The organism is Bradyrhizobium sp. WCU1, from assembly GCF_053474805.1.
Genome location: NZ_CM130280.1, coordinates 4,333,363 through 4,354,162, shown reverse-complemented (window position 1 = coordinate 4,354,162; position 20,800 = coordinate 4,333,363). Strand labels below are relative to the sequence as shown.

Annotated in this window: 18 protein-coding genes, 1 pseudogene and 1 riboswitch; of the genes and pseudogenes, 6 read left to right on the top strand and 13 right to left on the bottom strand. The window is 65.9% G+C overall.

Annotated features, from left to right (window positions below; genetic code table 11):
• Window position 1 precedes the first annotated feature (1 nt).
• Together ACTUWL_RS20140 and ACTUWL_RS20135 are read right to left on the bottom strand one after the other, a co-directional pair.
• Complete coding sequence (locus ACTUWL_RS20140; protein ID WP_448211887.1) at window positions 2–1,513, bottom strand: TonB-dependent receptor; 1,512 nt, start codon at window positions 1,511–1,513, stop codon at window positions 2–4.
• Window positions 1,514–1,691: 178 nt separating this feature from the next.
• Window positions 1,692–1,904: pseudogene (locus ACTUWL_RS20135) on the bottom strand (TonB-dependent receptor plug domain-containing protein); the annotation flags it as partial.
• Between ACTUWL_RS20135 and ACTUWL_RS20130 the strand changes: the two are divergent.
• Window positions 1,843–2,388, top strand: a complete 546-nt coding sequence (locus ACTUWL_RS20130) for a hypothetical protein (RefSeq protein WP_448214241.1) — start codon at window positions 1,843–1,845, stop codon at window positions 2,386–2,388. The pseudogene ACTUWL_RS20135 and the gene ACTUWL_RS20130 sit on opposite strands and share 62 nt — an antisense overlap.
• Window positions 2,383–2,577, bottom strand: a riboswitch (cobalamin riboswitch). (Overlaps the previous gene by 6 nt.)
• A gap of 108 nt (window positions 2,578–2,685) precedes the next feature.
• Here the strand turns inward: ACTUWL_RS20130 and ACTUWL_RS20125 are convergent.
• The 4 genes from ACTUWL_RS20125 to ACTUWL_RS20110 form a co-directional block, all read right to left on the bottom strand.
• Entirely contained in the window at window positions 2,686–3,615 is a 930-nt protein-coding gene (locus ACTUWL_RS20125; protein WP_021081326.1) for a CobW family GTP-binding protein, read from the bottom strand.
• 1 nt (window position 3,616) lies between these two features.
• Window positions 3,617–5,107 carry an amidohydrolase family protein gene (locus tag ACTUWL_RS20120; RefSeq protein ID WP_021081327.1) on the bottom strand — a complete coding sequence of 497 codons (1,491 nt, stop codon included), beginning with the start codon at window positions 5,105–5,107 and terminating at the stop codon, window positions 3,617–3,619.
• A gap of 154 nt (window positions 5,108–5,261) precedes the next feature.
• Entirely contained in the window at window positions 5,262–5,654 is a 393-nt protein-coding gene (locus ACTUWL_RS20115; RefSeq protein ID WP_021081328.1) for a hypothetical protein, read from the bottom strand.
• 151 nt (window positions 5,655–5,805) lie between these two features.
• The gene (locus ACTUWL_RS20110; protein ID WP_021081329.1) at window positions 5,806–7,662 is read right to left on the bottom strand and encodes an ABC transporter ATP-binding protein/permease; all 1,857 of its coding nucleotides are present in this window, start codon (window positions 7,660–7,662) and stop codon (window positions 5,806–5,808) included.
• 195 nt (window positions 7,663–7,857) lie between these two features.
• On the opposite strand from ACTUWL_RS20110, the gene rpmE reads away from it, so the two are divergent.
• A complete protein-coding gene (gene rpmE / locus ACTUWL_RS20105; RefSeq protein ID WP_016845230.1) occupies window positions 7,858–8,085 on the top strand; it encodes a 50S ribosomal protein L31 in 228 nt (75 codons plus the stop codon).
• A 239-nt stretch (window positions 8,086–8,324) separates the two neighbouring features.
• Here rpmE and ACTUWL_RS20100 read toward each other — a convergent pair whose 3' ends face one another.
• The 3 genes from ACTUWL_RS20100 to ACTUWL_RS20090 all read right to left on the bottom strand — a co-directional run bounded on the left by ACTUWL_RS20100 (window position 8,325) and on the right by ACTUWL_RS20090 (window position 10,348).
• Window positions 8,325–8,624, bottom strand: coding sequence for a hypothetical protein (locus tag ACTUWL_RS20100; protein ID WP_021081330.1), 300 nt, complete (start codon window positions 8,622–8,624; stop codon window positions 8,325–8,327).
• Window positions 8,625–9,090: 466 nt separating this feature from the next.
• Window positions 9,091–9,708 carry a LysE family translocator gene (locus ACTUWL_RS20095; protein WP_021081331.1) on the bottom strand — a complete coding sequence of 206 codons (618 nt, stop codon included), beginning with the start codon at window positions 9,706–9,708 and terminating at the stop codon, window positions 9,091–9,093.
• A gap of 13 nt (window positions 9,709–9,721) precedes the next feature.
• Window positions 9,722–10,348: an FMN-binding negative transcriptional regulator gene (locus ACTUWL_RS20090; RefSeq protein WP_021081332.1), complete on the bottom strand. Its 627-nt coding sequence runs from the start codon at window positions 10,346–10,348 to the stop codon at window positions 9,722–9,724.
• Between the two features lie 123 nt (window positions 10,349–10,471).
• On the opposite strand from ACTUWL_RS20090, the gene ACTUWL_RS20085 reads away from it, so the two are divergent.
• On the top strand, window positions 10,472–11,062 hold the full coding sequence (locus ACTUWL_RS20085) for a hypothetical protein (RefSeq protein WP_021081333.1): 591 nt from the start codon (window positions 10,472–10,474) through the stop codon (window positions 11,060–11,062).
• On the opposite strand, the gene rcdA is transcribed toward ACTUWL_RS20085, so the two are convergent.
• Window positions 11,040–11,552, bottom strand: a complete 513-nt coding sequence (gene rcdA / locus ACTUWL_RS20080) for a protease adaptor protein RcdA (RefSeq protein WP_021081334.1) — start codon at window positions 11,550–11,552, stop codon at window positions 11,040–11,042. The two genes, ACTUWL_RS20085 and rcdA, sit on opposite strands and share 23 nt — an antisense overlap.
• 488 nt (window positions 11,553–12,040) lie before the next feature.
• Window positions 12,041–12,232, bottom strand: a complete 192-nt coding sequence (locus tag ACTUWL_RS20075; RefSeq protein ID WP_021081335.1) for a DUF1192 domain-containing protein — start codon at window positions 12,230–12,232, stop codon at window positions 12,041–12,043.
• A gap of 258 nt (window positions 12,233–12,490) precedes the next feature.
• On the opposite strand from ACTUWL_RS20075, the gene ACTUWL_RS20070 reads away from it, so the two are divergent.
• A complete protein-coding gene (locus tag ACTUWL_RS20070) occupies window positions 12,491–13,489 on the top strand; it encodes an NAD(P)H-quinone oxidoreductase (protein WP_021081336.1) in 999 nt (332 codons plus the stop codon).
• Between the two features lie 120 nt (window positions 13,490–13,609).
• Complete coding sequence (locus ACTUWL_RS20065; RefSeq protein ID WP_021081337.1) at window positions 13,610–16,486, top strand: EAL domain-containing protein; 2,877 nt, start codon at window positions 13,610–13,612, stop codon at window positions 16,484–16,486.
• Here the strand turns inward: ACTUWL_RS20065 and ACTUWL_RS20060 are convergent.
• Entirely contained in the window at window positions 16,483–16,740 is a 258-nt protein-coding gene (locus ACTUWL_RS20060; protein WP_021081338.1) for a DUF7662 domain-containing protein, read from the bottom strand. The genes ACTUWL_RS20065 and ACTUWL_RS20060 overlap by 4 nt on opposite strands.
• A 116-nt stretch (window positions 16,741–16,856) precedes the next feature.
• Between ACTUWL_RS20060 and ACTUWL_RS20055 the strand changes: the two genes are divergently transcribed.
• Window positions 16,857–18,350 (top strand): sensor domain-containing diguanylate cyclase, encoded by a 1,494-nt coding sequence (locus tag ACTUWL_RS20055; RefSeq protein WP_021081339.1) that lies wholly within the window; start codon window positions 16,857–16,859, stop codon window positions 18,348–18,350.
• Window positions 18,351–18,649: 299 nt separating this feature from the next.
• Here the strand turns inward: ACTUWL_RS20055 and ACTUWL_RS20050 are convergent, their stop codons facing one another.
• Complete coding sequence (locus tag ACTUWL_RS20050; RefSeq protein WP_021081340.1) at window positions 18,650–20,683, bottom strand: DEAD/DEAH box helicase; 2,034 nt, start codon at window positions 20,681–20,683, stop codon at window positions 18,650–18,652.
• Between the last annotated feature and the right edge of the window lie 117 nt (window positions 20,684–20,800).

The following is a 20,800-nucleotide window of genomic DNA, read 5'->3' as shown; positions in this document are numbered from 1 at the left end:
GTCAGAACTTCACGTTGACGGACAGTTCCGCCGTGCGCGGCATGCCCAGCAGCCACTGCCCCGTGCCGTTCGCGGTCACCGCGTAGACCTGGTCGAACAGATTGTAGACACGGAAGGCAACCGTCGTGCGATCGTCCGGTTTCCACCTGATGCCGCCATTGACCACATTGTAGCCCGGCCGCCTCTGGGTGTTGGCGAGATCGGAGTACATCGCGCCGACGATCTGCACGCCGCCATAGACCGACCAGTTGGGCGCGAAATCCCAAGTCAGCCAGACATTGGAGACCTGCTGCGGCACGTTGACCGGGACATTGCCGGCATAGCTGACGATCTTGCCGCCGACCAGCTGGCTGTTGTTGTCGTATTTGGCGCGCAGCAGCGCCGTATTGGCGTCGATGCGCCAGCCGTAGTCGAGCGCGAGCCCGACCGAGGCCTCGACGCCACGCGATGATTGCTGCCCGACCTGGAGCGAGTATCCGGGATTGCCGGGATCTGCGATGAGCAGATTGTTCTTGACGATCTCATAGCCCGCCAGCGTCCACTCGCCGCGTCCGCCCAGGAACGACTGCTTGACGCCGATCTCGGTCTGCTTGCCGCTGGCGAGCTGGAAGTTCTTCTGCGAAGCAGACAGCGAGATGAGATTGCCGACCGGGTCGACGCCGACCGCATACTGGCCGTAGAGCGCGAGGTCCTTGATCGGTTCGTACACGAGGCCGGTGCGCCAGCTGGTACCCGACAGCGTGGTTTCGAAACTGTTCCCCGGTATCTTGTAGTCGGTGCGATCGATCTCGGGTCGGTCGTATCGGACGCCGGTAACGAGCGACAATTGATCGGTCAGCTTGAGCCGGTCCTCGGCGAACAGCGCGTATTGATTGACGATCGAATTGAAGCCCGGCGCGGTCGCCGTCGTGGTTGCAAAAAACGACCCGGGATCGAACACATACGGGTTCACCGACGACGCGCCGCCATAGGGTGAGTTGTTGGTGTGGAAGAACTCGATGTGATTGACGTCGAAGCCGGCGACGAACTGGTTCGCAAGGCCGAAGATGTGACCGCTGAACGTTGCGTCCATCCGGTTACCGGACTGCTTCTGGTCGTGGAAGATCTCGATATAGCTGGAGCGGTCGATCAGCTGCGTCTTCGGATTCCAGGTGTAGTTCTCGATGTCGCGCCAGTGCCGCTCGCTGGTCAGGTAATAAAGCGTGTTGTTGACCTTGATGCCGTCGGCGACATCCCACTCGGTCTTGAACTGGGTCCAGCTGTCCTGGTAGCGGATCGCGCTGTCGGAGGCGTTGTAGTTCTTGAAGCGCAGCGCGTCCTGGATCGCGCCGTTGATCAACGGCGTGCCGAAATAGCGCGACGGGCTGCGATCGGCATAATCTTCCGACAGCGTGAAGGCGAGATTCTCCGACGCCTGCACGCGCACGGCGGCCGACACCGCCGCATTCGAGGTCTTGTCGCGATCGACCCAGCCGTTCGACATGTTGCCGGTGGCGTTGATGCGATACGACACATTGGGATTGATCGGACCGGTGCTGTCCTACCGACAGCCGCCGCGTCATGTTGCTGTCGAGCGAAACCTCGGCCTCGTTGTAGGGCGTGTTCTGCGGCTTCTTCGGGATCACGTTGATGACGCCGCCGATCGCGCCTTCACCGTACAGCACCGAGGCCGGGCCGCGCAGCACTTCGATGCGCTGCGCCGACCAGGTGTCGTAGGGGAACGTCAGGGTGCCGGAGCCGATATAGAAGCGCGAGCCGTCGTAGAGCGTCATCACCGAGTTGCTGCCGGCAAAGCCGCGGGTGCTGAACGACAGGCCGCCATTGCCAGGCGCAGGCGTTGCGATGAAGCCGGCCGCGTTCTGGGTAACGGCATCGAGCACACTATGCTGGCCGCGTTCGGCGATGGTCTGCGCGGTGATGATCTCGACGCTCGCCGGCGTCTGCAGCGGCGTCAGGTTGAGGCGGCTGCCGGTGCCGCCTTGCGTGGTGGCATTGAGTGTCGGCGAAGCCGCCCCCGATGCGCCCGACGCTGCGGCGCGCGGCGCGCCGCCGGCTGCCGCGGCCGTTGCCGGCCTGGCGCGCTGCCGCGCGGTCGCGGTGTTGCTGCTTCGCGCCGCGGGTTTGGGCTTCGCGGATGCCGATGGTGCGACCTCGATCGGATCGAGCGTGGTGGGTGGAGCTGTTTGTGCTGAAGCTTCAGCCGGCAGCAACAATGATGACAAGGAGCAGACGAGACCGAGGCGCCAGTTGCGCGCAACGGAAGAAGACGAGGACATGAAACGACTCGCGGTAACGTGGCACGTCACCGCGAACGCGGACTGGCGCATTGCCGGAAAGGCAGTGCTCCGATCCCACCAGGACGCCCCCGCCCGATGTGCTCGCGTGTGACCACGACTGACGGCAGGTCTCCTGGCTCACGGGTCATCGCCTGTTGACGCCTTCCCGAGCTGAGTAGCCCAGTGGCAAATTGACGAAAGGCTCGCCGTTTACAGTTGCGGGGACAGCTGCGGCATTGGGTTACCCTCGCACCGCATTCCCTTTTGATCCCCGAAGGGAACCGTCGCCGAAATTGATAGGAGGTGCCGGCTGGGCTGTCAATTCGATGCGATTGTCGCACGCATGCTTTGCGCGATTGTGCTGCGGCGATGACACAGCCGTTTGCTGACGCGGAGGCTTATTGTCCCGTCATCCTGCTTCGACGCATCCCTGCATGATCTCATCGATCTCGGCACGCGAGAGCGCTCCCATCTCGGCGATGAACACTAGCCGCGTGCGCGGTACACCGGGCGCCGGGACACCGCCTGCAGCCAGCTTCGCGCGGCCGCCGGCGAGTTGAAATACCGTCAGCCGTCCGGGCTGCTCCACCGTCTCGAACAATCCCTTCGCCCGCGCCAGCTTCGGCGCCAGTTTGCCGATCGCCTGCTGCAGGCGCGGCAGAAGCACCGGCCGCTCCGAGGTCCAACTCAGCGTCTCGAAGCGATCGGTCGCCGGCCGTCGCGGCGCGGGCTCGCGCGGCGCCGGCACATGATCGAGATCAGCCGGAAACAGCAGCGCGGCCGGCACCTCGCCATGCAGGGTATCGACCACCACGGCCGCCGGACGCACCGTCCGCACGGCGGCGCGAATCGTGGCGCAGGCGGCGGCATCGGCGAGATCCACCTTGCTCAACGCCACCACATCCGCCGCCCGCAGCTGCGAGCGCAGCAGTGCATCATCCAGCGCTGTCACCGGTTGCGTCGCATCGACCACGCAGAGCACCGTCTCCAGCGGCGCCTCCCTCCAGATCACCGGATCCATCAGATTGCGCACGATGTCGGCGGGATCAGCGATCCCGCTGGTCTCGATCACGATGAACTCCGGACGCGGATCACGCCGCAGCAGGGTTGCGAGCGTGCGCAGCAGGTCGCCCTCCAGCGTGCAGCAGATGCAGCCGTTGCTCAGGCTGACCACGCCATCACTGGCGCCGGCGATCAACTCCGCGTCGATGTTGATCGCGCCGAAATCGTTCACAACGGCGGCGATGCGCTTGCCTTGCGCATGGGCCAGCAGATGGTTGACGACCGTGGTCTTGCCGACCCCGAGGAAGCCCGCGACCAGCAGGATCGGGACCGGCACGTCAGCCCCCGGTGACCGGCCGGCGCACCGGCCGGCCGGGCCGCGCCGCGACATCGAGCACGCCGTCATTGATCAGCGGCTGGCCGCTGACCACGAGGTGCCGCACACCTTCCGCCGGACGGTTCATCGCCGAGAAGGTCGCACGGTCGCTTAGCGTCTCATAGTCGAACGCGACGATGTCGGCGTCGGCGCCCGCCTGCAGCCTGCCCTTGGCGCGCATCGCCGGCGTGCTCGCCGACAGGATCTCGGCCGGAATCAGCGCGCATTTGCGGATGCCCTCGAGCAGCGACACCTTCTTGCGCTCGCGCACCCATTCGCGGATGAAGCGGGTGAAGCAGCCCGCCGAGCGCGGATGTGAGGTGGCATCGTCCGGCAGCGGCCAGGCGTCGCCGGTGTAGGGGCGGCCGTCCGACAGCGTCCACGGCATCGCGTCGGAGGCGATCGCACCGCCCGGATACAACACCGCCATGTCGAGCAGATCGCGATGATGCGCGTTGTTCTCGATGTCGAGCACATGCCACAGCACCAGCGTGGAGGGCTCAGCGGCCTGGGCCGCCAGCAACTCCTCGCGGCTGCCGAAGCGATGCCCGTCGGTGACGCGCTGCACCGAATCATAGCCGAGGCCGTTGCGCTCCTCGAATTTGGGATCGCTGAAGAAGGTCGCCGCCAGCACGGTCGAGCCGGTGCCATAAGGATAAGCCTCCACCGTGATCGGCAGGCCCTGCGCCTGCGCTTTCGCGATCAGCGCGACGCAGCGCTCGATGTCGGTCTTGCTCGACGAGTTGAAGTGGCAGATGTGCATATGCGCGCCGGTGGCGCCGGCATAGCCGATCAGGCGGATATAGGCTTCGGCCGCGCTCTCGGGATCGATCCGCGACATGTAGGCGACGTGGGTGAAGGTCGGCACCGCGTGATCGGCGGCGAGCTGGCACACCGCGGTCAATTCCTGCACGCCGGCGCCGGGGGCATAGGCGTTGAGAATGCCGATGCCGATGCCGCCCTCGTTCAGGCCGTTGGCGAGACGCTCGAGGATGCCGGCGACCTCGCCGTCGGTCGCCACGTTCTCGATCCAGCGGCGATCGCGCATCGCCGCGCCGAACGATTCCAGCGAGCTTTCCGAATTGGAGCCGGTCATCGCGCCGATCCGTGCGAAGGCCCAGTTGGTCGCGGCGCCGTAATTCAGCACCCGCCCCTTCTCGGCCTGGCGCTTGTACCAGGATGCCACCGGCAGCACGCCGGCCTCGAGGTCGAGCGATGTCGTCACCCCGTCGAACGCCTGCATGCGATCGGCCGGAATGGTCTGGCCATGCGCGTGCAGGTCGATGAAGCCCGGCGCGACTACGAGGCCGGTCGCGTCGATCTGGCGCTCGGCGCCGCCAAGGCCGGTGCCGACAGCAGCGATCTTGCCGTCGACCACGGCGACGTCACCGATCGCGTCCATCCCGCTGGCCGGATCCACCACCCGGCCGCCGCTGATCACCAAACCACCCATCTCGCCACTCCCCGCATTGCCCGAAACCGACCGGTCTCATTTCGGGCACAGAGAAGCGCATCACACGCATCACAGCAACCGGGCCAGGGTTGTGGCGACATGCTCTGGCGGAATATCCGCCGCGCCGTGACGGCGATTGCAGGGGAGCCGCTGCCTACGTTCCGGTTGCACGCCGCGACGGCAACCCTCGCCAGAGATCGTTGCCCGGCTTGATGCGGCCCGCCAGCAGTTTCGGCGGCGTGCTCTCCTTGGCGATCGCCGCCTCGAACGCACGCTTGAGCCTGACATTGTCGATCTGCGCCAGGAATCGCCGAATCACGGCGGCCCGATCCACTCCCCGGCCCGAGATCGCCGCGCACAGCTCCGCGGTCGTCCTGCGGAAGAAGTGGAAGGCATCATCGGCCGCACCGCCGAGCCGGTCGACCTCGCCGGCGACGCCGAGCGCGTGGATCCGATCGTCGTCATCGAGCGTCACGGCAAAGCGCAGCACCGCAAGCTGCCAGGCACAAAGCAGCCTGCTCTCCGGTTCGCTCACCATCTCGCGCATCAGTCGAACACCCCGCGCGACTGAGCTGCCTCGGTTGTCGAGGGAGGTCCGGCGCGGCGCGACTATCCTTGCGCGACAATAGGTTTTCGAGGGGAGCGCGCCGGCGATCGCATAGGAATCGCATAGACGGAGCGCGCGGAGTCCGATCCGCTCAGATGCCCTCGAACTGCAAGCGCGCCAGCCGCGCATAGAGGCCGCCCACGGCGACCAGCTCGGCGTGCGTGCCCTGCTCGACGATCCTGCCCTGGTCCATGACAAGGATGCGGTCGCAGGACAGCACGGTCGCCAGCCGATGCGCGATGACCAGCGTGGTGCGGTGGCGCATCAGTTCCTCCAGCGCGGTCTGCACCAGCGTCTCGCTCTCGGCGTCGAGCGCCGAGGTCGCCTCGTCGAGCAGCAGCAGCGGCGCATCGCGCAGGATCGCGCGCGCGATCGCGATGCGCTGGCGCTGGCCACCGGACAGCGTCACCCCGCGCTCGCCGAGCTGGGCGTCGAAGCCATCAGGCAGGCGGCGCAGGAATTCGGTGGCATGCGCGAGCTCGGCGGCGCGCTCGACCTCGGCATCGGTGGCATCGGGGCGGCCGAACCGGATGTTCTCGCGAGCGCTCGCGGCGAACACCACGGAATCCTGCGGCACCAGCGCGATCCGCGCCCGCACCTCGGCCGGATCGGCCTGCCGGATCGGCACGCCGTCGAGCGAGATGGTGCCCGATTTCGGATCGTAGAAGCGCAGCAGCAGATGGAACAGCGTGCTCTTGCCGGCGCCGGAGGGGCCGACGATCGCGACCTTCTCGCCTGATCGGACCGAGAGCGACACGCCGTCGACCGCCAGCGCATGGGGCCGGGTCGGATAGGCGAAGCTGACATTATCGAAGCCGACATCGCCGCGCGCCGGCTGCGGCAGCGCGCGCGGCGAGGGAGGCGCTGCGATCTGCGGCCTGACGCGCAGGATCTCGAACAGCCGTTCGGCGGCGCCCGACGCGGCCGAGACCTCGCCCCAGACCTCGCTGAGCTGGCCGAGGCCGCTGGCCGCGAAGGCCGTATAGAGAATGAACTGGCCGAGCCGGCCCGGACTGATGGTGCCGACCAGCACGTCGTGCGAGCCGACCCACAGGATCACGACGACGCTGGCGAACACGATGAAGATGACGATCAGGGTCAGCACCGCGCGCGCCTTGGTCGAGCTGCGCGCGGCCTCATAGGCCTGCTCGACCTCGCGGCTGAAGCGCGTCCGGGCGAGCCGCTCGCCGGTATAGGCCTGCACGGTGCGGATCGCGTTGACCAGCTCGGACGCGTAAGCGCTGGCATCGGCCAGCGTGTCCTGGGCGTTGCGCGACAGCCGCCGCACCCAGCGGCCGAACGCGACCAGCGGAATCACGATGATCGGGATCGCGAGCAGCACGAAGCCAGACAACCTTGGGCTCGTGATCACCATCATCGCGGCGGCGCCGAAGAACAGCATCACATTGCGCAGCGCGATCGAGACCGAGGCGCCGACCGCGGACTTGATCTGCGTGGTATCGGCGGTGAGTCGCGACACCAGTTCGCCCGAGCGGGCCGAATCGAAGAACGAGGGCGACAGCGAGATCAGATGCGCGAACACGTCGCGCCGGAGATCGGCGACGATGCGCTCGCCGATCGTCATCACGAGATAGTAGCGCGAGGCGCTGGCGCAGGCGAGCACCGCGACCACCGCGATCATCACGCTGAAATAGCTGTTGATCATCGCGATGCCTTCGGGCGTGAAGCCGAGGTCGATCATCCGCCGCACCGCGACCGGCACGACCAGCGTGGTGATCGCCGCAATCGTCAGCGAGATCAGCGCCAGGATCGCCCGCCCCTTGTAGCGCGCCACATAGGGTGCGAGCGCAAGCAGGGGGCGCAAACGCGCACGGCTCTTCGCCGGCTCCGCGATCTGGCTCTCGATCAAGGCTTCCTCATCGAGCAGCGCGTCGCGCGGAGGCTCGGGGGCGCCTCGAGGGGTCTCAAGCTGTTCGGCTGCACTCATTATTCTTAGACCGGTTCTATCGCCCCCCACATAGGCCCGCCGACCCCCGGCTGGCAAATCCGGTAAAGTCCCAATGCGGTGATGGGCTTAAGCCCTTTCTTGGCTTGTTTTGGGGGTCTCCATGGGTTATAGAGCCGCCCAAATCCCGTATCCCAGACATCTTGAGACGGGCGCCGGCGCGCCGAAGGAACTGTCATGAAAGCCGATATTCATCCGAATTATCATACGATTAAGGTCGTCATGACCGACGGCACCGAGTACCTGACCCGCTCCACCTGGGGCAAGGAAGGCGACACGCTGAACCTCGACATCGATCCCAAGTCGCATCCGGCCTGGACCGGCGGCACCCAGCAGCTGATGGACCGCGGCGGCCGCGTCTCGCGCTTCCAGAAGAAGTTTTCGGGGTTCCTCAAGAAGGACTAAAGTCCGCTTCGAGATTGCCTTCACTGTCGAATGCAAAACGCCTTCGTTTCGGAGGCGTTTTTGTTTTGGGGGGCGGCCGTCGGTCGGCAGAGAATATGCGACGCGCTTGTGCCCACCATCGTCGTCCCTGCGAAAGCATGGCCTTCGCCGGGACGATAGGGAGTGTGTGGCACGCTCGCGACGTCCAGAGACGCAGGGCTTGCGTTCAACCGGAACAGACAACCTGCGGCAGGTCCGACCTAGCGCGGACGTTTTGGTCGCTTGAGCTCGGCGACCTTGAACTTCCCAGCGGCCTGCAGACTGCTGCAAAGCCACCAGGCCCGATTGCGATACTCGCCCAGGAACCACTTGGTCTCGACGCAATCCACATAGGATTTGTAGGTCAGATTGTCGCGGCATGTTGCCGAGAACGGTCCATAGGTTTGTCCGCCACCCGACTCGCTGCACCCCACCCAGGGGTCCTTGCCGTGCGGCATGCTCGACTCGCAACCACCATTGCAATTGCTGGCGACCTTCTCCAGCGCGGCAATCCTGCCCATCACGGAATCCGGCGACGGCGCGCGCGCTGACGATGACGACGTCTGAGCGGTTCTCGATCTCCGGTGCGATGCCCCTGCGGTCGCCGCCTGCGTCGGCCGATTTGGCCGTACCGCCGGCTTCGGCGCTTCGACCGTGATGGAAGGAAGCGGCTTGGCGGAATCGGTTTGTGACGCCGCCGGGCCGCACAGCACGACGCTCGACAAGACAGCGGCAGCTGAAGGCGCGACAAAGCGTGACGACAATCTCATGACATGCCCTCCCAAATGCGGGACGGAACAGCCGTCCCGAGAAGCGCACGGTACCATACATCCCGGATTGCGCTACCGAGGGTTGAGGATCTTTCCGCCGATTACCAGCCGTTTCCGAGATTGATGAAGACCCGCCCTGGATCCACGGAAGCAGCTCGTAGCGCAGGCCGGCGAAGCCGTTGTCGCCCTCCTTGCCATTGATCGACAACGCCTGCGCCTAACGATCCCCGAACGCCAGCCGTGCGCCGAGCGCGACCAGGATGCTGCCGCCGATCCGCTGCATGATCCGCTGCGAGGTGCGCGAGCGTTGCAGCTTCGACATCACGGCGCTGGCAAAGAACACGCAGACGATATCGACCGCTGAGAAGGTCAGGTTGACCGTCGTACCGAGCAGGAGCAGCTGGGCCCAGACCGGCAAGCTTGCCGTCGCGTCGACGAACTGCGGCAGGAACGCCAGGAAGAAGATCGCGGTTTTCGGATTGAGCACCTCGACGACGATGCTTTGCGCGAAGGCGCGCTCCGCGGAGAGCGGCGCCAGCTCGGGGCGCCTCGTCGTGTTACGATCACGGAACAGCGACAGGCCGAGCCAGACCAGATAGGCCGAGCCGGCGAGCTTCATCGCGGTGAATAGCGGCGGCACCGCGTGAAACAGCAGTGCAAGGCCGGCAGCCGCGGCGATGACATGGACATAGCCGCCGAGATGCAGGCCGAGCGAGGCCATCAGCCCCGCGCGCCGGCCGCCCGCGAGCGTGCGGGCGGCGGCGTACAGCATGGCCGGCCCCGGGATCAGCGCGAAGGTCGCGGTCGTGATCGCGAAGGCAAGGTACAATTCCATCGTGTGCTTTATCTCAGTTCGCCGGAATCAGCGCCGCGACCTCACGGTCATGAGGATTGTCGCTTTCGCCGAGCCCCGCGATGACGCCGGCGCGATCCTCGAGCTTGCGGTTCTGGCTCATCTTCTTCTTGGCGTCGATCCGGCTGATCGGCATCCGGAAGCCGACGATGCCGCGCAGCTGCGCCTTGATGAAATCATCGGGCGCATCGCTGACCTGCCAGGCTTCCTTGCGCGAACTCTCGTGCAGCCTGGTCAACCGGGTGACGACGTCGAGCAGACGGTCGGCATCCTCGAAGAACTCGGCCACCCCATAGGCGTGCACGGCGACGTAATTCCAGGTCGGCACCACCTTGCCGTGCTCGGCCTTGGTCACATACCAGGACGGCGTCACATAGGCGTCGGGCCCCATGAAGATCGCCATCGCCTCGCCGACAGCGGGCAGCTTCCACTGCGGATTGGGCCGTGCGACGTGACCGTAGAGCGTGCCGTAATCGCCCTCGTCTTCACTGAGGATCAGCGGCAGCGGCGTACCAATCAGGCCGTCCGCGGTCGCGGTGACCAGCGTCGCGAGCCGTGAGGCCCGCATCGCGGCGTGGATCGGGCCGAGCTCTTCCATCTTGAAATGCAGCGGCAGGTACATGGACAGACCTCTTCGACCTCATCGATTGCTGCTCGCACAATAGCGCAGAAGTGGCCTATGATAAGAGCCACTTTCACGACCTGCGATAGAAGCGGCAACTCTCAGCAGCTCGGGGCATGTGCCATGACCGATGATTTTCGGTACTCGATCGATCTGTCGATGGCACAGGCGAGAGCCGAGAAGGTCATCGAATGCATGAAGCGGCTCAGGGACCAGCACGATCTCCGCCGCTTCGAATACACCAACCACCTCCGGGTTGCTCCGACGGAGATACCCCACAGTCACCCGGTGCTAACGCTCAACACCGCCTCGCACGATCCCGAGGCGATCCTCTGCGAATACCTGCATGAGCAAATGCATTGGTATCTGGTGAGATTGGACTGTGCGAGCGAAGGCGCGCCAGTGATCACCGCGCTGAAGCAGCGCTACCCGGAAGCGCCGGTCGGATTTCCGGACGGCGCGAACGATGAATACTCAACGTACTTGCACCTGCTGGTGAACTGGCTGGAGATCGAAGCGGCGTCACAGGTTATCGGACGCGAGCGCGTGATGGAGATCGTCGGCCGCAAGCACTATTACCAGTGGATTTATCGCACCGTGCTGTCCGACCGGGACAGCCTCGAAGCGATGTTCCTGACGCACGGCATCGTGCCGATCGCGCCCGCCCCGGTAACGATCCCTCTCGCTGATCCTACTGCTCGAACGCCGCCTTGAGGCGGTTGAGCTGCGGCACCAGCGGGTTGCCGATCGACGAGCGATCGGGCGCCGGCGCGTGGATCGTGGTGTCGAGGCGGCGGACGCGCGCCTGCAGGTCCATCGAGCGGGCGATCAGCTGCTGCAATTGCTCGGGCAGCTTGGTGACCATGTCGGCCGGGCCGGGATCGGCGGCCGACAGCTTGACCTTGGTCTTCTCGCGATTGGCCTGGGTCAGCGTCATCTCGCCTTCCTTGACTGCGCGATGCAGCAGCAGCCAGGACGCGAGCTGCATCAGCCGCGTGGTCAGGCGCATGCTTTCGGTGGCATAGGTCAGGCTCACGGACCGTTCCAGCGCCTTGGCCTCGGCTCGGCCGTCGCCGTCGAGATAGGCCGCGGTCTGCTCGACCAGGTCCATGCCTTCCCGGAACAGCACGCCGAATGCCGCAGAATTGGTCAGCCGTTCACTGAACAGCACAAGCCCGGCTTCGTTCTGGGAACGATCGGCCATGGTTAACGCCCTCACACCATCGTAACGCCCGCCGGCATCTCGCGCGCCAGCTTATGATGAACAAATCATTGCGCGGGCGCGCCGAAGAGTCCAGCCGCAACCGGATTTATGGTTTCCAGCCGTGGACGCAACAAAAAAGAGCCGCCGTTTCCGGCGGCTTTTGAAGTTGATAACAGGGAGGCGTCAAACAGAGTGGACAGGAGCCACTCGGTGTCCAAACGAGGACAATGCAGTCATAATCGAGAAAGCTTAACCGATCGTAAATGAACGGTTTTCTTCAGGCTTTGTTTGCCATGTCGGCCATTGACCTAGTTTGAGACAGGCCCCCAACGAGTCGTCCCGGCGAAGGCCGGGACCCATAACCACCAATGCCCGCGTTGCGCGCGGCTGCGGCCAGCCCTGCGCGACTAGAGACAGCTGTGGTTATGAGTCCTGGATCGCGCTCGCTTTGCTCGCTTGTCCGGGACGACGCGATGTGAGGTCGGAAGCTACGACTTGAAGAACGCGTTCGCGGCATCCTTCGAGGCGCGCTTCTTGGTCATCGCCTCTTTCAAGCGATCGACTTCGGTCATGAGCAGCGCGATGCGTTCGGTCAATTCTTCGACCGACAGCAGCGAGAGATCCTGTCCGATCTCGTGGCTGATCTTCTTCCGCGGCCGGTCCTCATCCTCAATCGGCATGTGTCCTCCCCGCGATGTGATCTGGCTCCCTGTGCGGAGAATTTTGCAGTGACTTTCGTGTGCGCGCAACAGCCGGCGCGAATGCCCCGGCCGCCGACGCGGCATGGCACGCCGCTGCGAGCGCGGACTGCTCGCTGACAAAAGCGCTCCCGGAAAGCCGGCTGTCAGAGAACCGGGTTCGGGGCCTAACGGCGTTTCGCTTCGTTGCAAAAGGCGGTATGCCATCCGCCAATCCTCTTCTCCGACCAGGGACCAGCCATGACCAACCTGCCCGCGCAAATGACCGTCGTTGCCATCAGCAAGCCCGGTGGCCCGGAGGTGCTGGTGCCGGAGACCCGCGCGCTGCCGGTGCCGAAGGCCGGCGAGATCCTGGTCAAGGTCGCGGCCGCCGGCGTCAATCGTCCCGACGTCGCGCAGCGCTCCGGCTCCTATCCGCCGCCGCCCGGCGCCAGCGACCTGCCCGGCCTCGAGATCGCGGGCGAAGTGGTGGCGCTCGGCGAAGGCGCCAAGCACAAGATCGGCGACAAGGTGATGTCGCTGGTCGCCGGCGGCGGCTACGCGCAATATTGCATCGCGCAGGACGCGCAGGCGATGACCGTGCCGCCGCAGCTCACGATGCAGGAAGCCGGTGCGATTCCTGAAACGCTGATGACGGTGTGGCACAATGTGTTCGAGCGCGGCGCGCTCAAGGCCGGCGAGACGCTGCTGATTCACGGCGGCTCGTCGGGCATCGGCACGATGGCGATCCAGCTCGCCAAGGCGTTCGGCGCCAAGGTGATCGTCACCGTCGGCTCGCAGGACAAGGCCGACGCCTGCCTCAAGCTCGGCGCCGATCATGCGGTCAACTACAAGACCGAAGATTTCGTCGAGGCGGTGAAGAAGGCGACCGACGGCGCCGGCGCCAACGTCATCCTCGACATGGTCGGCGGCGACTATATCGACCGGAACTACGACGCCGCCGCGGTCGAGGGCCGCATCGTCCAGATCGCGTTCCTGTCGGGAACACCGAAGGCAACGGCCAATTTCGCCAAGCTGATGGTCAAGCGGCTGCACCACACCGGGTCGACCCTGCGCCCCCGTAGTAATGCGGACAAGGCGGCGATGGTCGCGGCGATCGAGGCAAAGGTGCTGCCGCTGCTGCGCGAAGGCCGCGTCAAACCGTTGATGGACAGCACATTCCCGCTGGAAAAGGCCGCCGACGCGCACCGGCGCATGGAGACCAGCGAACATATTGGCAAAATTGTGTTGGCGGTTTAACTCTCGCGACTGGAGCAGAGGCGGAAACCCTTTGATTCCCTTCGCTTTCGTGTCATTTATCGCGCCACCTCCGGGCCGGTCGCCGGGCCCGGGCAGTTTGTCGATCGCGGAGTACTGACATTGCGTCTGATCAGGTGCCTTGCGCTGCTGGCGCTGGGCCTCATGATGTTTGCCGCTGCGCCTGCCGCGTATGCGATCGACGCGGTCAGCGTGCGCAGCGATGCGCCGGCGATCGACCTCACCGCGGTGCTCGACCATCAGCGCAGTGAAACCGACCGCATCCAGGTCTCCACCGCACCGGGAACCGACGGCATCGTGCGCCGCATCGAAGTTCGCGCCCGCGAGGGCGGCCAGAACTGGGTGGTGTTCGCGCTCGCCAACAACACCGACGACCAGCTCGACCGCCTGATCGTCGCGCCGCATTACCGCATCGTGTCGTCAGGCCTGTTGTGGCCCGACCTCGGCCTGTCGCGCATCGCCACCATCACGCCGTCGGTCGGCGACCGTCCGGAGCGGCAGGAGAGCCCGACCGCCGACGTGTTCCGCATCACGCTCGATCCCGGCGCGGTCGTGACCTATGTCGCGGAGCTGCGCACCGACAAGCTGCCGCAGCTCTACCTGTGGGAACCCGACGCCTACAAGGACAAGGTCAACTCGTTCACGCTGTACCAGGGCATCGTGATCGGCATCTCCGGCCTGCTCGCGCTCGTGCTCACGATCTTGTTTGTGGTCAAGGGCAGCATCATGTTCCCGGCCGCCGCGGCGCTGGCCTGGGCGGTGCTGGTCTATATCGGCGTCGACTTCGGCTTCTGGGGCAAGGTGCTCGACATGTCGAACAACGCCGAGCGCGTCTGGCGCGCGGCGGGCGAGGCGATCCTCGCGGCGACGCTGCTGGTGTTCCTGTTCGCGTATCTCAATCTCAGCCGCTGGCATGTCCGCTATTCGCACATCACGATCGGCTGGCTGGTCTTCCTCGGCTCGCTGGTGGCGCTGGCGCTGTTCGATCCCGCGGTCGCCTCCGGCATCGCGCGGATGTCGCTTGTCATGATCGCATTCGCCGGCTTCGCGCTGATCGTCTATCTGTCGACCCACGGCTTCGACCGTGCGGTGCTGCTGATCCCGACCTGGTTCCTGCTGGTGGTCTGGGTGGTCGCGGCCGGCATGACGGTCGCGGGTTCGGTCACCAACGACATCGTCGGTCCGGCGCTGCTCGGCGGCCTGGTGCTGATCGTGATGCTGATCGGCTTCACGGTGATGCAGCACGCCTTCGCCGGCGGTGGCGCCACCACCGGTGTCGTCTCCGATGTCGAGCGCCGCGCGCTGGCGCTGACCGGCTCCGGCGACCTGATCTGGGACTGGGACGTGTCCGCCGACAAGGTGTTCACCAGCCCCGAGACCGAGGCCCTGCTCGGCCTCAAGCGCGGCACGCTGGAAGGCCCGGCCGCGAAATGGCTCGAAGTGCTGCACCCGCTCGACCAGGACCGCTTCCGCGCCGCGCTCGACAGCGTGCTCGACCAGCGCCGCGGCCGCCTGGTGCAGGATTTCCGGCTGCGCACGCCCGACGGCCATTTCATGTGGTTCGCGCTGAAGGCGCGGCCGGTGGTCGGCTCCGACGGCGAGGTCTCGCGCGTGGTCGGCACCCTCACCGACGTCACCGAGTTCAAGAACTCCGAAGAGCGGATGCTGCATGACTCGGTTCATGACAATCTGACCGGCCTGCCGAACCGCAAGCTGTTCATGGATCGCCTCGGCGCGGTGGCGAACCTCGCCAAGACCATGCCGAACCTGCGGCCGACCCTGATGGTGATCGACCTCGACCGCTTCAAGCAGGTCAACGATTCCGTCGGCATCGCGGTCGGCGATTCCATCCTGCTGACGCTGGCGCGCCGTCTGACCCGCATCCTCAAGCCGCAGGATACGCTGGCGCGGATGGCCGGCGATCAGTTCGGCCTGATCCTGCTGTCGGAGCAGGACCCTGCGCGGATCACCAATTTCGCCGAGACCATCCGCAAGACCATCCGCGCGCCGATCGCGTTCAACGACCGCGAGATCTTCCTGACCGCCTCGATCGGGCTTGCGCTGTCCGACCCGGCGGCGCCGCTGACCGACGAGATCATCAAGGACGCCGAGCTTGCGATGTATCATTCGAAGCGGATCGGCGGCGATCGCATCGACGTCTACAAGCCGGCGATGCGGGCGCGGAAGACCGACCGCCTGACGCTGGAGAGCGACCTGCGCCGCGCCATCGAGCGGCAGGAGATCACGATCCTGTATCAGCCGATCGTGCGGCTGGAGGATCGCGCGATCGCGGGCTTCGAGGCGCTGGCGCGCTGGGACCACCCCAAGCTCGGCCGGATGTCGCCGTCGGAATTCATCAACGTCGCCGAGGAGACCGGTCTGATCGTCGACCTCGGCATGTTCGTGATGGACCAGACCGCACGCCAACTCGCGGTGTGGCAGCGCGCGATGCGGGCGCGCGAGCCGATCTTCGCCTCAGTCAACGTGTCGTCGCGGCAATTGCTGCGCCACGATTTGATCCACGATATCCGCACCGTGCTGTCGCGCTCCACGGTCGCGCGCGGAACGCTGAAGCTGGAACTGACCGAATCGCTGGTCATGGAGAATCCGGAGCACGCCGCCCAGATGCTGGCGCGGATTCGCGAGCTCGGCACCGGGCTGTCGCTCGACGATTTCGGCACCGGGCACTCCTCGCTGTCCTATCTGCAGCGCTTCCCGTTCGATACCATCAAGATCGACCAGTCCTTCGTCCGCACCACCAGCCGCGGCACTCGCCCGGTGATCCTGAAATCGATCATCGCGCTGGCGCACGATCTCGGCATGGAGGTGGTCGCCGAAGGCGCCGAGACGGATTCGGACGCCGTCGAGCTCTACCAGCTGGGCTGCGAATATGCGCAAGGCTTCGCCTTCGGCGAGCCGATGGACGCCGACGCCGCCACGCGCCTGCTCACCGAGGAACGGCTGGAAGCCGCGAGTTAACGCGGCTTCGGCATGCGCTTGAACTTGACGCTCTTGCCGTCGGCCTGGCGGGTGGCGATGTAGCCGGCCTCGATGCAGGCCTCGCGCTGCGGCATCTTCTCCTGCGGGCTGCGCAGGGTTTCCCACCACGACGCCCGGTGCGCGGCGCGCGGCAGCGCCGCATCGATGATCGCCTCGATCTCGTCGAAGGTCAGCACGAATTCCGGCAGATGCTGCTTCTTCAGATAATCCCGCAGCGCGTCGTAGTCGTTCACGTCATCCTCAAGGCTCAGGGTTCCGGCAACCATCCGTTAACCCATTCGGCGACCGCTGTCGCCATTTAAGGCGACGACAAGATTTCCCGATGCATGACGGCGCATTGGAGCTGAAAATGCCATTTCGACGGGGAAACGAAGCTAGGCGGCGCTGGAGGCTATCGGCAAAGCTGCTGATCGCAGCGTCGATTGCCACCGTCCTCGGCTTCTCCGCGGTCTGCGCCGGCGTGATGTTCGACATGCGCCGCGGCGAGGAAGAACTGGCGCGCCGGACCCTTGAGAATCTGGCGTCGGGCATCGAGGCCGACATCAGCCGCAACATCGAGCTTTACGACCTGTCGCTGCGCGCGGTCGCCAGCAATCTGGAAATGCCGGAGATCCGCAATGTCAGCAAGGAGCTGCGCCAGCTGATCCTGTTCGACCACGCCGCGACCGCGAAGCATTTCGGCGCTATCCAGGTGTTCGACAGCAAAGGCGATCTGACCATCGACGCGGCGAGCCTGGATCCGCAGTTGGAGAACCGCAGCGACGAGGAGTATTTCACCGTCCATCGCGACCATCCCGACACCGGGCTGTATATCAGCCGGCCGATGCTGCATCGCGGCGCCTACGCCATCGTGCTGAGCCGGCGCATTGTCGGCGAGGACGGCCGCTTCCTCGGCGTCGTGGTCGGCTCGATCCGCTTCAGCTATTTCCACGACCTGTTCGGACGGCTGAACCTCGTGCCCGGCGACACCATCACCGTGCTGCGCAACGACCGCACCATCATCATGCGGACGCCATTCGATCTCGACGTGATCGGCAAGAATCTCGCGGAGCAACCGGACTGGAAGGCCGACAAGTTGAAGGCCGGCGGCGCGTTCTCGGGCAAGGGCCCGGTCGACAATACGCCGCGGCTCTATGTCCGGCGCGGCAGCTCCGGGCCGCTCTATGTGGTGGTCGGCAAGCCGCTCGCGGCCGTGTTCAACCTCTGGCGCACCGAGGCCATTCGCATCGGCGCGATCATGGCGTTCCTGATCCTGTTCGTGCTCAGCGCGACGCTGGTGCTCGCCCGCGAGATCGTCCGCCGCGCCGACGCCGAGGACAGGCTCGAGGAAATGGCGACCACCGACGCCCTTACCGGCCTGAAGAACCGGCGCAAGTTCGATGCCGAGATCGAACGCGAATGGCGCCGCGCCGGCCGCTACGGCCAGCCGGTCGCGCTGTTGATGATCGATGCCGATCATTTCAAGGCGTACAACGACACCTATGGCCATCAGGCCGGCGACCAGGTGCTGGTCGGAATCGCGATCTGCATTTCGGATGCGGTACGCCGCGCCGGCGATTGCCCGGCGCGCTTCGGCGGCGAGGAATTCGCCGTGCTGCTGCCCAACATGACCGCGCTCGAGGCCTTCAACCTGGCCGAGACCATCCGCGGCAAGGTCCAGCAATGGTGCGAGGGCGAGCTGAGCACGACGGTGAGCATCGGCGTTGCCAGCATGCGACCGCTTGCAGGCCAGCAATGGGCCGACCTGATCGAAGCCGCCGACAAGGCGCTCTACGCCGCCAAGGCCAACGGCCGCAACCAGTCGGTGGTGGCCACCACGACGAAGATCGCGCTGGTGGCGTGAGGACGAAGTTTGCCGCGGCAAGATGCCCGGCTGCATACGCAATTGAGTTCGTCGCGCAATCCCTCCACATCGTCGTCCCGGCGAAGGCCGGGACCCATAACCACCGCATGTGATTGTGAATGGGATTGTGGCCGCAGCGTCACGCAACAACGAGCATTCGGGGTAATGGGTCCCGGCCTTCGCCGGGACGACACTGAGAATGTGGCAGGTCCCGTGGCTCTCGCGGCGCGCTGCGTTCGAGGCTTGCCGCCATCATCGCCGCAGGCAAAAAAGGCGGCTCCGCCGCGTCAGCCGCCAGCTCAGCCCCGCCGCTTCTTCTTTGGCTTCTTGCCGAATTTCGGCTTCGCCGCCACGTCCGGCCACTGCGCAGGTCCGGCGTGGCCGGGCTTGCCCCGATGCTTCTTTTTCTTGCCGAACCTCGGCTCATCGCCGGATGTCGGCCTGGCGCCCTTTTCGTTCCGATCGGATCGGAACGGGGCTCTGGAGTCGCGCCTTGGGGCGTTGTCGTCACGCGATCTGCCCTCCGCTTCGCGCGAAAACGCTCTGGTCTCACGATCCGGCTTGCCGCGTCGCCTTGCTGCGTCGTCGCTGCGCGGCGCGCCGTGCCCGCCGTCGTCTTGATCGCGCCAAGGCTCGAGCCTCGGCTTGCGCGCCGGCTTCTCCGCGCGCGCTTCCCCCTGCGGGGCGTCCGCCAGCGGCTCGATGCGGATGCTGTCTTCCTTGTCCGGACGCTTGATCTTGACGGCGAAGGAATCCGCGACCCGCGCGGCGATCTCGAATTCGGTCGTCGTATCCATGATCTTGATGGCGCCGATGTCGCGCTTGTCGATGCCGCCGCGGCGGCAGATCATCGGCAGCAGCCAGCGGGCTTCGGCATTCTTGCGGCGCCCGATCGCGGCGCGGAACCAGACGGTGGCCTCCTCCATGCCGTGGCGTGGAGACTTGCCGGTCTTCGTGCGCGGCTCGGCGCCACGCTCCTCGCGGCGCGAGGCGCGATCGCCCCGGTCGCGGCCCCGCCCCTCGCCGGGATCGAGAATGTCTTCGGGCGCAGGCAGCCGTGCGCGATAGAGCCTGGCCAGCGCCGCGGCGACCGCCTCGGGCGACCGTTCGGCGAGCAGGGCCTGCGCGAGGGCCAGATCGTCCGATGTCGCCTCCTCGGCAAACACCGCATCCTTCAACAGGCGCTCATGGTCGAGCTTGCGGATCTCGTCGGCCTGCGGCGCGGTGCCCCAGACGATATCGATGCCGGCCAGGTCCAGCAGAAGCTCGGCGCGGCGCCGCCGTGCCGGCGGCACCAGCAGGATGCTGACGCCCTTGCGGCCGGCGCGGCCGGTGCGGCCCGAGCGATGCTGCATGACCTCCGGGTCTTTCGGAAGGTCGGCATGAATGACGAGATCGAGGCTCGGCAGGTCGATGCCGCGCGCCGCGACGTCGGTCGCGACGCACACCCGCGAGCGGCCGTCGCGCAACGCCTGCAACGCCTGGGTCCGCTCGTTCTGGGTCATTTCGCCCGACAATGCGGCCACCGAGAAGCCGCGCTCCAGCAGCGCCGCCTGCAAGTGCCTGACCGCTTCCCGCGTGTTGCAGAACACCAGCGCGCTCGGCGCCTCATGGAAGCGCAACACGTTGACGACTGCGTGCTCGACATCGTCGGCCGCGACGCGGATGGCGCGGTACTCGATATCGGAATGGCCGCCCTCGTCACCCGCGACCTCGATCCGGAACGCCTGCTGCTGATACTGCTTGGCAAGTGCTACGATGCCGCGCGGAAACGTCGCCGAGAACAGCAGGGTGCGCCGGGTGTCCGGCGTGGTTTCGAGGATGAATTCCATGTCTTCGCGAAAACCGAGATTGAGCATCTCGTCGGCCTCGTCGAGCACGACGACGCGCAATCCGGAGATGTCGAGACGGCCGCGGCGCAAATGGTCGCACAACCGGCCGGGCGTCCCGACCACGATGTGGGCGCCTTGAGCCAGCTCGCGCTGCTCGCGGCGCGGATCCATGCCGCCGACGCAGGACACGACGCGGCCATCGGCATGTTCGTAAAGCCAGGCGAGCTCGCGCTGGACCTGCAAGGCGAGCTCGCGCGTCGGCGCCACGATCAGCGCCAGTGGCGCGCCGGCCGGCTCGAACCGCTCGGCGTCGCCGAGCAGATCCCGTGCCATGGCCAATCCATAGGCAACGGTCTTGCCCGAGCCGGTCTGGGCCGAAACCAGGAGGTCGCGGCCGACGGCGTCGTCGGCCAGCACGGCGAGCTGGACGGGGGTCGGCTGTTCGTAGTTGCGCTCAGCCAGGGCGCGGGCGAGCGGCGGACTTGTGGTCGGAAAGGGCACGAGATGGGAAACCTTGATTGGTCCGGGCGCAGAACGTCGAGCGGGACGACCTGAAGCTGCGACCCGGCAGGCGGCACGGCCGCATGACGATTTGGCGCTGCTTTACGCCAAGACCGG